The 12,925-nt window shown below is 69.5% G+C and carries 10 protein-coding genes; 7 read left to right on the top strand and 3 right to left on the bottom strand.

Translation table 11 applies throughout. The features are described 5' to 3' along the window. The first annotated feature begins 50 nt into the window (after nt 1–50). The 7 genes from cpaB to AC1DYP_RS13705 are packed head-to-tail and all read left to right on the top strand — an operon-like array spanning nt 51 to nt 8,479. Nucleotides 51–938, top strand: coding sequence for a Flp pilus assembly protein CpaB (gene cpaB, locus AC1DYP_RS13735; RefSeq protein ID WP_477046779.1), 888 nt, complete (start codon nt 51–53; stop codon nt 936–938). After that, on the top strand, nt 935–2,674 hold the full coding sequence (locus AC1DYP_RS13730; protein ID WP_477032840.1) for a type II and III secretion system protein family protein: 1,740 nt from the start codon (nt 935–937) through the stop codon (nt 2,672–2,674). The genes cpaB and AC1DYP_RS13730 overlap by 4 nt, the downstream gene beginning before the upstream one ends. A gap of 46 nt (nt 2,675–2,720) precedes the next feature. Next, nucleotides 2,721–3,398: a CpaD family pilus assembly protein gene (locus AC1DYP_RS13725; protein ID WP_477046778.1), complete on the top strand. Its 678-nt coding sequence runs from the start codon at nt 2,721–2,723 to the stop codon at nt 3,396–3,398. After that, nucleotides 3,398–4,981: a CpaE/TadZ family protein gene (locus AC1DYP_RS13720; RefSeq protein WP_477046777.1), complete on the top strand. Its 1,584-nt coding sequence runs from the start codon at nt 3,398–3,400 to the stop codon at nt 4,979–4,981. The genes AC1DYP_RS13725 and AC1DYP_RS13720 overlap by 1 nt, the downstream gene beginning before the upstream one ends. A 3-nt stretch (nt 4,982–4,984) precedes the next feature. Beyond that, entirely contained in the window at nt 4,985–6,511 is a 1,527-nt protein-coding gene (locus AC1DYP_RS13715; protein WP_477046776.1) for a CpaF family protein, read from the top strand. A 3-nt stretch (nt 6,512–6,514) separates the two neighbouring features. Beyond that, nucleotides 6,515–7,495 (top strand): type II secretion system F family protein, encoded by a 981-nt coding sequence (locus tag AC1DYP_RS13710; RefSeq protein ID WP_477046775.1) that lies wholly within the window; start codon nt 6,515–6,517, stop codon nt 7,493–7,495. 12 nt (nt 7,496–7,507) lie between these two features. After that, nucleotides 7,508–8,479 carry a type II secretion system F family protein gene (locus tag AC1DYP_RS13705; RefSeq protein ID WP_477046774.1) on the top strand — a complete coding sequence of 324 codons (972 nt, stop codon included), beginning with the start codon at nt 7,508–7,510 and terminating at the stop codon, nt 8,477–8,479. Here the strand turns inward: AC1DYP_RS13705 and AC1DYP_RS13700 are convergent. From AC1DYP_RS13700 to AC1DYP_RS13690, 3 genes are all read right to left on the bottom strand, one after another. Continuing rightward, nucleotides 8,448–9,854, bottom strand: a complete 1,407-nt coding sequence (locus AC1DYP_RS13700) for a PepSY-associated TM helix domain-containing protein (RefSeq protein WP_477046773.1) — start codon at nt 9,852–9,854, stop codon at nt 8,448–8,450. The genes AC1DYP_RS13705 and AC1DYP_RS13700 overlap by 32 nt on opposite strands. Nucleotides 9,855–9,862: 8 nt before the next feature. Next, on the bottom strand, nt 9,863–11,968 hold the full coding sequence (locus tag AC1DYP_RS13695; protein WP_477046772.1) for a TonB-dependent siderophore receptor: 2,106 nt from the start codon (nt 11,966–11,968) through the stop codon (nt 9,863–9,865). Nucleotides 11,969–12,093: 125 nt separating this feature from the next. Further along, nucleotides 12,094–12,924: a tetratricopeptide repeat protein gene (locus AC1DYP_RS13690; RefSeq protein WP_477046771.1), complete on the bottom strand. Its 831-nt coding sequence runs from the start codon at nt 12,922–12,924 to the stop codon at nt 12,094–12,096. Between the last annotated feature and the right edge of the window lies 1 nt (nt 12,925).

The raw sequence follows: 12,925 nt of genomic DNA, 5'->3' as shown, positions 1-12,925 counted from the left end.
CTGAAGGCGGCCCGCCTCGACCTGTATCTCCGTCGTTAGAGCCCGGCCGCATGAACCCTCTTCGCGTCATGATCGTTTTGGTCGCCGCCGTCGCGGCCATCGGCCTGGCCGTGGTCATGCAGAAGGCGATGGGCGGCAAGCCCGCGCCCGCGCCGGTCGCCGAGGCCGCGCCCTCCAGCAAGCCCATGACCCAGGTGCTGGTCGCCAAGCGCGACCTGGCCATCGGCGACCGCCTGGCCGCCGGCGACGTCGACTGGCAGCCCTGGCCGTCCGACACCGTCAACGCCGCCTTCATCACCAACGGCGCGGCCGCCCCCGTCCCGACCAGGACGACCGCCAAGGCCGCCAAGGCCGTCGGCGACGCGGCCGACCACATGATGGGCGGCGTCACCCCCGAAAAGGCCGTCGAGGGCGCGATCGTGCGCGACCCGATCCTGGCCGGCGAACCCATCACCCCCCGCAAGATCGTCCGCGGCGGCGAAGGCGGCTACCTGTCGGTGGTCCTGGGCCCCGGCAAGCGCGCCATGGCCGTGCCGGTCACCTCCGAGACCGCGGTCGGCGGCTTCATCCTGCCCGGCGACCGCGTCGACGTCATCCAGACCCGCGAGGCGCAGAGCGTCGGCGAGGGCGACGGCGCCTCGGTCAAGCAGATCGTCGCCGAGACCATCATCCAGAACGTCCGCGTCGTGGCCCTCGACCAGAGCACGGCGGCCGAGAAGGACGCCAAGACCATCGTCGCCTCTACCGCCACCCTCGAGGTCGGCCCGATCGAGGCCGAGGCCCTGGCCCGCGCCAAGGCCGGCGGCCCGCTGACCCTGACCCTGCGCGCCTACACCGACCTGGGCGGGCCCTCGGGCCTGGCCGCTCCGTCGCAAGACTCCGCCGTCGTCCGCATCAATCGCGGCGGCCAGACCTCCAGCATCTCGGTTCGCCCATGATCCGCCGGCTCTCATCCGCCTCGTTGGCCTCCGCGTCGCTCGCGGCCCTTCTGGTCCTGACGCCGTCGACCGCCGTCCTGGCCGACGGCCCGGCGGCCGGCACCCATCTCTACCGCACGCCGGCCCGCGTCGTGTCGCGCCCCATCGAGACGCCGATCATGGCGCCGCCGGCCGACCAGGTGCTGCGCATCGACCTCACCGCCTCCGGCGCCCAGAGCCTGGCCCTGTCGCGCGGCAAGTCGGCGATCATCGAACTGCCGGTCGACGTGCGCGACATGCTGGTGACCAACCCGGCCGTGGCCGACGCCGTGCTGCGCGGCCCGCGCCGCATCTATGTGCTGGGCATGTCCCTGGGCGCGACCGACGCGGTGTTCTTCGACGCTTCGGGTCGCAAGATCCTGAACCTGGCCATCCGGGTCGAGCAGGACTCCACGGCCCTGGAGGACACCCTGCGCCGCGTGCTGCCCAACGCCAACATCCAGGTGCAGTCGATCCGCGACAGCGTGATCCTGACCGGATCGGTGGCCAACACCGGCGACGCGGGCATGGCCTCTCAGATCGCCGCCCGCTTCGTCGACAAGCCCGACAACGTGCTGAACATGCTGACCATCGCCGGCAAGGACCAGGTGATGCTCAAGGTCCGCATCGTCGAGGTCCAGCGCAACATCATCAAGCAGCTGGGCGTCTCCAGCACCGTGCTGATCAACGACGGCTACAAGAGCTACGGCCTGGGCCAGGGCGCCACGTACGGCGTCAACGGCTCGATGATCGGCGGCGCCGACCTCTGCTACGGCCGCAACAACACCAAGACGACGAACTACACCAACAGCAACGGCTCGACCAACCAGACCGGCTCGAACGGCGGGACCAACGGCGCCTCGTCCAACACGACCGAGACCGTCACGGTGTCGGTCGACCCGGTCACCGGCGGCACGACGACGACCACCGTCACCAACGGGACCGGCGCGTCGAGCGGCACGTCCAACGCCCTGACCAACGCGATCTCGAGCGCGGCCTCGACGGCCTACTCGCTGGCGACCGGCGGCAAGACCAATCTCTGCCTGCAGGCCTTCGAGCGCGTGGGCCTGGTCAAGACCCTGGCCGAGCCCAACCTGACCGTGGTGTCGGGCGAGGCCGGCAAGTTCCTGGTCGGCGGCGAGTTCCCGGTGCCGGTGTCGCAGGACGCGATGGGCCGCATCTCGCTGGAGTTCAAACCCTACGGCGTGGGCCTGGGCTATACGCCGGTGGTGATGTCGGGCGGCCGCATCTCGCTGAAGCTGTCGACCGAGGTCTCGGAACTGACCAGCCTGGGCGCCTTCACCCTGGCCAGCTCCGAGGGCGGCACCAGCCTCAGCGTGCCCGGCCTGACGGTCCGGCGGGCCGAGACCACGGTCGAACTGCCGTCCGGCGGCTCGCTGATGATCGCCGGCCTGCTGCAGCAGCAGACCAAGCAGAACATCGACTCGCTGCCGGGCATGACCAACCTGCCGATCCTGGGCGGGCTGTTCCGCTCGCGCGACTATCTGAACGGCGAGACCGAACTGGTGGTGATCATCACCCCCTACATCGTCGACCCGACCCGGCCCCAGAACCTGCAGACCCCGGCCGACGGCCTGGAGACGGCGGGCGACATGAGCACGGTCCTGCTGGGCCGGCTGAACAAGGTGGTCAAGGCGCCGGCCGGCGCGAACAGCGGGCGCGCTTACCAGGGCCCCGTCGGCTACGTGATCGAGTGAGAACGCGGACATGACGCGACCCAATCCTTCTTTGCATCAAACGGTCTTGAAACTGGCCGCCGCCGGCCTGGTCCTGGCGTCGCTGGCGGGCTGCGCCTCGTCGGGGGGCGGTCCGGAAACGGTCGCCGCCGCGCGCACCGAGACCGCCCAGTGGGCCAACCGCGTCCACGTCGACGCCCAGCCGGACGAGGTCCTGCTGGTCCTGCACGCCGAGGGGCTGTCGGCCAACCAGAACCGGGCCCTGGACGAGCTGATCGGCCGCTGGCTGGCCGCCGAGGGGCGCGAGATCGTGGTCAGCGCCCCGACCGGCGGGACCAGCGGCGAGGTCGCCGGCCGCATGGCCGTGGCCGCCCGCCAGCGCCTGATCGCCATGGGCGCGCCGGCCGCCAAGGTCCGGGTGATGGGCTATGACGCCGCGGGCGCGCCGGGCGCGCCGCTGAAGGTCGGCTTCCTGCATTACGTCGCCCAGGTTCCGCAATGCGGCGGCTGGGAGAACATCACCGCCACCCGCAACAACACCGCCTACGAGAACTTCGGCTGCGCGGTGACCGCCAACATCGCCGCCCAGGTGGCCAATCCCGAAGACCTGCTGACCCCGCGTCCCGAGGGTCCGATCGACTCCGGACGCCGCGCGACCGTGCTCGACAAGTACCGTCGGGGCGAGGTCACCTCCTCGGCCAAGGACAGCCAGTCCAACGGCATCGTTTCGAAGGCTGTCAACTGATGGTCACGCGCAACGATCACGACCCCTTCGACCTGGGCTTCGAGGCCGACGACGATTTCGCGGCCCCCGGGGCCGCGCCTGGGGCGGCATTGGGTTCCGACCCGTGGCGCGCGGCTCCGGCGGCGCGTTCGGGCGCCGACGACCCGTTCGCCGACTTCCCGCCCGTGCGTCCCCGCGAAGGCGCCTCCGCGCCGTTCGCGGACCTGCCGCCGGCCGCCCCGCCCTATACGCCTCAGCCGTCGCCGGCTCCGGCCCAAGCTCCGGCTCCGGCGGCCGCGAAATCGATCCCGATCGACGCCGCCGCCCCGGTCGCGCCCGCCGCCTATCCGGTGGGCGGCGCCCAGGCCTTGGTGCAGGAAGTCATCGCCGCCGCCGACGCCGACATGGGCGAGGCGGCCGTGCCGAGGATCACCATCCACGCCTTCTGCGCGCGGCCCGAGACCGTCACCCTGGTCGAGGCCGCCTCGGCCGACCGCCGCATGATCCGCGCCTCGACCACGGCCCGGCCCGGCGGGCTGGAAGCCGCGGTCGAGTACTACCAGAACCAGTCGACGCCCTCGCTGGTGCTGGTCGAGAGCCTGGACGCCGCGCCGCGCATGCTGGCGCTGCTGGACGGCCTGGCCCAGGTCTGCGACCCGGGCACCAAGGTCGTGGTCATCGGCCAGACCAACGACATCGCCCTCTATCGCGAACTGATGCGGCGCGGGGTCAGCGAGTACATCACCCAGCCCCAGGGCCCGCTGCAGATCATCCGCGCGGTCTCGGGCCTCTATGCCGACCCCTCCGCGCCGTTCGTCGGCCGGCAGATCGCCTTCGTCGGCGCCAAGGGCGGCGTCGGGTCCTCGACCCTGGCCCACAATTTCGCCTGGTCGATGGCCGAGCGCGTCCAGGCCGCCACGGTGATGGTCGACCTGGACCTGCCGTTCGGCACCGCCGGCCTCGACTTCAACCAGGATCCGCTGCAGGGCGTGCTCGACGCCCTGAGCCAGCCCGACCGCCTGGACCCGGTGCTGATGGACCGCATGATGGTCCGCTGCGGCGACCGCCTGTCGCTGTTCGCCGCGCCCGGCACCCTGGACCAGGACTACGAGATCCCGGCCGACGCCTTCGAGGAAGTCACCCAGAAGATCCGCGGCGCCGCGCCCTTCGTGGTGCTGGACCTGCCGCACAGCTGGAGCGCCTGGACCCGCCAGGTGCTGATCGCCAGCGACGACCTGGTCGTGGTGGCCACGCCCGACCTGGCGTCCCTGCGCAACGCCAAGAACATCGTCGACCTGGTCCGCCAGGCCCGGCCCAACGACGCCCCGCCGCGCCTGGTGCTGAACCAGGTGGGCGTGCCCGGCCGTCCCGAGATCCCGGTCAAGGACTTCGGCGAGGCCCTGGGCCTGACGCCGTCCCTGGTGCTGCCCTTCGATCCCAAGCCCTTCGGCCAGGCCGCCAACAACGGCCAGATGGTCGCCGAGGTGGCCCCCAAGTCGAAGGCGGCCGAGGGCATCGATCACCTGGCGCGGCTGATCAGCCGCCGCGAACCGCCGGCGCCGCAGAAGACGTCGGTCCTCTCCAGCCTGTTCAAGAAGAAGTAGGGCATGTTCGGCAAGCGCGATCAGGCCGCCGTCCGCACGGAACAGGCGCCGCCGCCCGTCTCCAACGACGGGCCGGCCATCGCCACGCGCCCGCAGCGCGTCGATCCCGCCGCCAATGAATCGGACGCGCCCGCCGCGCCCGCGCCGGCCAAGGCCGCGACGCCCGCCAAGGCGGCCGGTCCCCGCGCCACCAACGGCCTGGAGCAACTGCGCGCCGCCCAGGGCGCGCCGCCGACCACCAACGTGGTCCGCGAGCAGAGCGACTACTACCACGCCACCAAGACCACGATCTTCAACGCCCTGCTCAACACCATCGATCTCAGCCAGCTGGCCCAGCTGGACCTGAAGGCGGCGGCCGAGGAGATCCGCGACATCGTCGCCGAGCTGGTGGCGATCAAGAACGTCTCGATGTCGGTGTCCGAGCAGGAGCACCTGGTCCAGGACATCATCAACGACGTCCTCGGCTACGGCCCGCTGGAGCCCCTGCTGGCCCGCGACGACATCGCCGACATCATGGTCAACGGCGCGCACCGGGTGTTCATCGAAGTCGGCGGCAAGGTCCAGCTGACCAACGTCCGCTTCCGCGACAATCTGCAGCTGATGAACATCTGCCAGCGGATCGTCAGCCAGGTCGGCCGCCGGGTCGACGAGAGCAGCCCGATCTGCGACGCCCGCCTGCCCGACGGCAGCCGCGTCAACGTCATCGCCCCGCCCTTGGCGCTGGATGGTCCCACCCTGACCATCCGGAAGTTCAAGAAGGACAAGCTGACGATGAAGAACCTGGTCGACTACGCGTCGATCAGCCCGGAAGGGGCGCGGGTCCTGGGCGTGATCGGCGCCTGCCGCTGCAACATCGTCATCTCGGGCGGCACCGGCTCGGGCAAGACCACCCTGCTCAACACCATGACCGCCTTCATCGACCCGACCGAACGGGTGGTGACCTGCGAGGACGCGGCCGAACTGCAGCTGCAGCAGCCGCACGTGGTGCGCCTGGAAACCCGGCCGCCCAACCTGGAAGGCCAGGGCGCGGTGACCATGCGCGACCTGGTCAAGAACTGCCTGCGGATGCGTCCCGAGCGGATCATCGTCGGCGAAGTCCGCGGTCCCGAGGCGTTCGACCTGCTGCAGGCCATGAACACCGGCCACGACGGCTCGATGGGCACGCTGCACGCCAACAGCCCGCGTGAAGCCATCAGCCGGATCGAGAGCATGATCACCATGGGCGGCTACGGCCTGCCCTCCAAGACCATCAAGGAGATGATCGTCGGCTCGGTCGACGTCATCGTCCAGGCCGCCCGCCTCCGCGACGGCTCGCGCCGCATCACCCACATCACCGAGGTGGTCGGGCTGGAAGGCGACGTGATCGTCACCCAGGACCTGTTCGTCTACGAGATCAGCGGCGAGGACTCCGACGGCAACGTCGTCGGCAAGCACCGCTCGACCGGCATCGGCCGCCCGCGCTTCTGGGACCGCGCCCGCTATTACGGCCTCGAGCGCGAGCTGGCCGAAGCCCTCGACGCGGCGGAATAGGCGATGCTGTTCATCCTCGCCGGCGTCCTCGGCTTCATCACCATCGCGGGGCTCGGCTTCGTGCTGGCCGGCGGCGGCGACGGCGGCTCGGCCAAGACGGTCAAGCGCGCCCAGCTGATCACCGGCGGCGACCGCACCAGCGTGGCCGCCCGCGCCAAGGCCGCGGCCAACACGCCCGACGCCCGCCGCAAGCAGATCCTCAAGACCCTCAAGGAACAGGATCAGCAGAAGAAGAAGGCGTCGCTGACCACCGCCGCGCGCCTGCGGGCCGCCGGCCTGGGCGACAACGTGCAGATGTTCTGGATCGTCAGCGGCGTGGTCGGCCTGCTGGTCGGGGTGGTGCTGCTGGTGCTGCGCCAGATGCCGATCATCGCCCTGGGCGCGGCCTTCGCCGCCGGCCTGGGCCTGCCGCGCTGGGTGGTCGGCATGATGGCCAAGGCCCGCACCAAGAAGTTCACCGAGGCCTTCTCCGACGCCATCGACATCATCGTGCGCGGCATCAAGTCGGGCCTGCCGGTCCATGACTGCCTGAAGATCATCGGCAAGGAATGCCCCGAGCCCCTGGCCGGCGAGTTCCGCATGCTGACCGAGAACACCGGCATGGGCATGTCGATGGAGCAGGCGCTGGAGCGCATGTACGAGCGCATGCCGACCAACGAGCTGCGCTTCTTCACCATCGTCCTGACCATCCAGGCCAAGACCGGCGGCAACCTGGCCGAGGCGCTGGGCAACCTGTCGACCGTGCTGCGGGCCCGCAAGCTGATGGCCGAGAAGATCAAGGCGCTGTCGGCCGAAGCCGTGGCCTCGGCCTTCATCATCGGCAGCCTGCCGCCCGGCGTGGTGGCGCTGATCTCGATCACCGCGCCCACCTACATGGCCCCGATGTTCAGCGACCAGCGCGGCCACTTCATGCTGATGATCGCCGCCTTCTGGATGAGCGTGGGCATCTTCGTGATGCGCAAGATGATCAACTTCAAGTTCTAGGGGGAGGCGGCCATGATCGAGATGCTCACCAATCCCCAGACCCTGTTCAGCGCCTTCATCGCGATCGTGGTGTTCGCCACCATCGTCACCCTGGCCTCGCCGATGTTCAGCAGCAACGGCCTGGAGGGCCGGCTGAAGTCGGTGGCCAACCGCCGCGAGGAACTGCGCCGCCGCTCGCGCGAGGCCATGTCCCAGAAGGGCGGCGGCAGCCTGCGCCACGCCGACGAGGGGATGTACAAGAACGTCGTCGACCGCCTGCAACTGTCCAAGCTGCTGGAGGATCCCAAGGTCGTCGACAAGCTGGCCCAGGCCGGCTTCCGGGGCCCCAAGCCAGTTTCGACCTTCTACTTCTTCCGCTTCCTGATGCCGTTCGTGTTCGCGGTGGTGACGGCGTTCTACCTCTACGTCGTCAACGACTTCGGCCTGCTGCCGGTGCAGAAGATCGCCGCCTGCTTCTTCGCCCTGACGGCGGGCTACTACGCGCCCAACATCTACATCTCCAACATCGCCCAGAAGCGCCGCGAGTCGATCGTCTCGGCCTTCCCCGACGCCCTGGACCTGATGCTGATCTGCGTCGAAAGCGGCATGTCGATCGAGGCGGCGATCGCCAAGGTCGGGGCCGAGGTCGGCGGAGCCTCGATCGAGCTGGCCGAGGAGCTCAGCCTGCTGACCGCCGAGCTCAGCTACCTGCCCGAGCGGCGCCTGGCCTATGAGGGCCTGGCCAAGCGGACCAACCACCCCGGCATCCGCTCGGTGGTCACCGCCATGATCCAGGCCGAGCGCTACGGCACCCCGCTGGGCACGGCCCTGCGGGTGATGGCCAAGGAAAACCGCGAGCTGCGGCTGTCGGCCGCCGAGAAGAAGGCCGCGGCCCTGCCGGCCAAGCTGACCGTGCCGATGATCCTGTTCTTCCTGCCCGTGCTGTTCATCGTGATCATGGGTCCGGCGATCATCAAGATCCAGGACGTGATGAAGCATAAGTAGGCTCGGGACGCGGCTTGCGCCGCCCCACCCGCGCCTTGCGCTTGCGCAGCCAGATGACCACGCCGGTCACGCTGAGCGCCGCCACGACCACGCCCGTCAGCGAGATCAGGATCCGGCCGGGCACGCCCAGGATCCGGCCCGAGTGCAGCGGGAACTGCGCCTGGACGAAGATGTCGGCCGCCGTGCCCTTCCACGGCTGGGAGTCGCCCAGCAGGGCTCCGGTCTTGCCGTCGTAGTAGAGGTAGGGCGGGCCGACGCCGGCCGCGCCGTGGTCGCCGCCCGGCTCGTGGAAGGCCACGCCGTAGATGCCGAACTCGGGCGAGTAGAAGGCCCCGCCGGCCGGGGCGGTCCAGCCGCGCTTGGTCGCTTCGGCGCGGGCGCTGTCCAGCACCTGGGCGTAGCTGCGGGTGGCGACGATCGGCGAATTGTGATCGACGGGCGTGCGCTGGTCGAAGGGGCCGGGCGTCACCTTCGAGACCTTCGACATCACCGGATAGAACACCTCGGTATAGAGATTCAGCGAGAAGGCGGTGAAGGCCACGGTGAACAGCACGCCCCACAGCCAGAGACTGAAGGCCCGGTGGATGTCGAAATTGATCCGGTAGGCGCTGGCCGAGGTCTTGATCATCCAGGCCGGCTTCCAGCGGGCCCAGAAGCCTTTGCCGGCCTTGGCCCCGGCGCTTTTGGCGCCAGCCTTCTGGACCGAAGCCTTCTGGCGCGGCGGCAGGGTCAGGTAGAAGCCGACGAAGCAGTCCAGCGTCCACAGGATCGCGATCACGCCCAGAAACCAGACGCCCCAGCGGTCGATGCCCCACATCTCCGGGATGTGCAGGCTGTAGTGGAACACATAGAGGAACGAGACGAAGGTCTCGGTGGTGATCGGCCAGACCGCGCCCCATTCGCGCCGGCCCTGCTCGGCGCCGGTCACCGGATCGATGAAGACCTGGTTGTAGCCGACGTCGTACAGCTTGCCGGTCGCCGGATCGCGCTTGCCTTCGACGCCGAACGCCAGGGTTCCGCCCGGCTCGGGGGCCAGCGGCAGGTAGGTGACGTGAACCCGCGGATCGCGCGCCTCGATCTGGCGCGCCAGGTCCAGAGCCGGCAGGGGAGGGCCGTCCTTGGCCCCTTCCTGGCTGGATTGGGCGAACATCAGGTGCGGATTGAGCACGTCGTCCAGTTCGTGGTCCCACGAGATCACCGCCCCGGTGACGCCCGACACGAACAGGAAGGCGGCCATGAACAGCCCCACCCACCGGTGGATGAAGGTCATCAGGGGCCGCAAGCTGGGCGGCGCGAACCGGACGAGGCCCGACCGCGCGGGCGCGGGCTCGGCGGCGGGCGCTGGAGAGGCCAGGTCCTGGGTTCGCGCGTCCATGTCCGTCCTCAGAAGCTGAAGTCGAGGCGCAGCGACACGCTGCGCGGCGCGGCGTAGTACGACTGGTTCCACATCAGGCTGGTCAGGTACGTCTTGTCGGCCGCGTTATCGACGTTGAGCGTGGCGCGCACCGTCTCGGTCAGGTCGACGCTGGCCGTCAGGTCGACGATTCCGTAGGCCTCCTGCTCGACGGGGACGATGTCGACCATCGAGACCTTGCTCTGCCAGCGCACCGCCGCCCCGACCTTGAGGTTGCGCAGCTCGGGGAAGGTGTAGGTGGTCGTGGCCTTGAAGGTCTTGCGCGGCAGGTAGGTGCGGGTGGGCTGGTCGTTCTCGCCCTCGACCTTCAGCTGGGTCCAGCCGGCGCTGAGCGTCCACTGGTCGGTCAGCGCGCCGCTGGCTTCCAGCTCGTAGCCGGTCACCTCGGTGTCGATCCCGGCGTAGTAGCTCTGGCCGTTGGTGAAGTCGCCGGCGTATTCGGCCAGGTCGCCCTGCTCGGACTTGAACACCGCGCCCGTCAGGTACAGGCGGTGGTCGAACCACTCGCTCTTGACCCCGGCCTCATAGGCCTTGCCATGCGCGGCGGGCAGGGTCCGGTGGTCGATGTCGACCTCGGACTGCGGATTGAAGATGTCGGTGTAGCTGGCGTACAGCGAGACGTTCTGGGTCAGGTCGTAGACGCCGCCGACATAGGGGCTGACCTTCTCCTCGTCGCGCGGGGTTTCCGTGCCGTAGGAATAGCCCTTCGACTTCAGCTTCAGGGCGTTGAAACCGGCCACGATCTTGAACTGGTCGGTGACGCTGAAGTGGGCGGCGGCGTAGAAGCGCGACAGGCGGTCGGTCTGGTCGGAGGCCTGGTACGGACCCGGATAGGTCGGCTCGGCCGGCTGTTGCGAACCCCACAGGCCGACGGCCGGATAGAGGATCGTGTCGGCCGAGAAGTCCTCCCATTCCTTGCCGGTCGACTTGGAGGTCTGTCCCCCGACCACCAGTTGGTGGGTGCGGCCGAACAGCTGGAACGGACCCGAGGCGTAGGCGTCGAGGATGTAGTTCTCGTACTTCGACGGATAGATGCCGCTCATGCCCTTCACGCCCAGGCCGGTGACCGGGTCGGGATTGTCGTAGGCGTAGAGCAGCTTGGCCTTCTCATTGAAGCGCTTGTAGGTGCCGGTCGCCTTGATCTGCCAGCCGTTGTCGAACCTGTAGTCCAGCTCGGTGAAGGCGGTCTGGTCCTTGACGTTCCAGTAGGTCCAGTCGGCCGAGGTCGAGGCCGAGCGCGGGTAGTCGACGAGGGTCCCGTCCAAATAGTTCAGCGGCAGGGCGCCCCACAGCACGCCGCGCGAGCGGTTGTCCTGCAGCGAATAGCCGGCGGTGGCGGTCAGCTTGGGCGTGACGTCCCAGGCCATCAGGCCCGAATAGACGTTCCGGTTGACGTGGTAGTGGTCGAGGTACGAACCCTTGTCCTCGTTGGCGTAGATCAGCCGGCCGCGCACCGTGCCCGCCTTGTTCAGCGGCCCCGCGACGTCGGCCTCCAGGCGGTAGTCGTCCCAAGAGCCGTACTGCAGGGCGCCGCTGGCCTTGAACGTGTCGGTCGGGCGCTTGCGCACGTAGTTGACGGTGGCCGAGGGATTGCCGGTGCCGGTCATCATGCTGTTGGCGCCGCGCACCACCTCGACGCGGTCGAACAGCACGGTGTCCAGGTCGCCGAACTGGATGCCCCAGATCAGCGGCAGGCCGATCCCGTCGACCTGGAAATTGGTGATGTCGAAGCCGCGCGAGTTGTAATAGGTGCGGTCGGTCTCGACCTTCTCGACATTGACCCCGGTCACCTGGGCCAGCAGGTCGTGGACGCTGGTCAGGCCGAAGTCGCGGATCCGCGTCTGGTTGAGGATCGTCACCGATTGCGGCGTCTCGCGCAGGCTCATGTCCAGGCCGGTCACGGCCGAGGTGCGGGTGCGCGCGCCGGTGACGACCACGCCGTCCACCTGGTTCTCCGCGGTATTGGCGTCGGCGGTCGCGGCGGTCGCGACGTCGTCGGCCAGGGCGGAGCCGCCCCATGACACGGCCGCGACGGAGGCGCCGGCCAGAAGCAGGGCGCGCAGGATCGTGGTCATGATATCCCCTCTTGCGATCAATAATGATTCGCAAGAGCAAGTATCGACGAGGGCAACCGGTGTCAAATCCGGAACGCGGCTCGGCGTTCCGGATCGCGTGTCGTCAGTCGGAAACTGGAAGGGTGTTAGCCGCCCGCCTTCACGGCGGTCCACGAGCGGGTCGTGCTTTCCTGGCCGATCGCGGCGCGCAGCCAGGCCAGGTTGTTGTCGACCGACTCCGGCGGCAGATCCTGGCGGGCCAGTTTCTCGGCCTCGTCGATGCGGCCTTGCAGGCCGATGACCAGGGCCAGGTTCTGGCGCACCTGGATGGTGGCGGTGGGCAGGGCGACGGCCTGGCGCAGGGCGGCCTCGGCCCCCTTCAGGTCGCCGGTCGAGGCCAGGTGCATGGCCAGATTGGTCAGCGGGACAGCCTCGGTCGGAGCCAGGGCCACGGCCTGGCGGTGGGCGGCCAGGGCCTCGTCGTCGCGCTTGGCCTGCTCGTAGGCCACGCCCAGCAGCGACGGCGGGCGCCAGTCGCGCGGTTGCAGGGCGGCGGCCTTGCGGCCCGGCTCGATGGCGTAGAAGCCCTGGCCGCGCGCCACGTTGGCCCGCGCCGATTCCATCAGGGCGTCGTAGTTGTCGGGCGTGACGATCAGGATGCGGTCTGCCGCGTCGACCGCCTCGTCATAGCGGCCCAGGGCGCGCAGGGCCTGGGACAGGGCGACGCCGGCCTCGACGTCGCGGGGGTCGCGTTCGGCTTCGGTCGACCAGAAGGCCATGCGGGTCAAGGGGTCGGCGCGGCGCATCTCGGCCCTCTGGGCGGGCGTGGCCTTGCGCGGCGCCTCGGGGGCGGCGACGGCCGACGCGGCCGGGGCGGGCGCGGACTTCCTGGCGGCCTGCGCCGAGGACGCCGTCAGCACGCCGACGGCGAGGACAGGGGCGAGAACGGTTGCGAGGAGCGCGCGCTTGCGACACATG

The organism is Caulobacter sp. P1_D6 (genome assembly GCF_056406095.1).
This window is presented reverse-complemented; position numbering and strand designations above follow the sequence as displayed.

Excerpts from the sequence above, each read along its gene's own strand:
- cpaB (WP_477046779.1), top strand. The coding sequence starts at position 51 with ATGAACCCTCTTCGCGTCATGATCGTTTTGGTCGCCGCCGTCGCGGCC.
- AC1DYP_RS13730 (WP_477032840.1), top strand. The coding sequence starts at position 935 with ATGATCCGCCGGCTCTCATCCGCCTCGTTGGCCTCCGCGTCGCTCGCG.
- AC1DYP_RS13720 (WP_477046777.1), top strand. The coding sequence starts at position 3,398 with ATGGTCACGCGCAACGATCACGACCCCTTCGACCTGGGCTTCGAGGCC.
- AC1DYP_RS13715 (WP_477046776.1), top strand. The coding sequence starts at position 4,985 with ATGTTCGGCAAGCGCGATCAGGCCGCCGTCCGCACGGAACAGGCGCCG.
- AC1DYP_RS13710 (WP_477046775.1), top strand. The coding sequence starts at position 6,515 with ATGCTGTTCATCCTCGCCGGCGTCCTCGGCTTCATCACCATCGCGGGG.
- AC1DYP_RS13705 (WP_477046774.1), top strand. The coding sequence starts at position 7,508 with ATGATCGAGATGCTCACCAATCCCCAGACCCTGTTCAGCGCCTTCATC.
- AC1DYP_RS13700 (WP_477046773.1), bottom strand. The coding sequence starts at position 9,854 with ATGGACGCGCGAACCCAGGACCTGGCCTCTCCAGCGCCCGCCGCCGAG.
- AC1DYP_RS13695 (WP_477046772.1), bottom strand. The coding sequence starts at position 11,968 with ATGACCACGATCCTGCGCGCCCTGCTTCTGGCCGGCGCCTCCGTCGCG.
- AC1DYP_RS13690 (WP_477046771.1), bottom strand. The coding sequence starts at position 12,924 with ATGTGTCGCAAGCGCGCGCTCCTCGCAACCGTTCTCGCCCCTGTCCTC.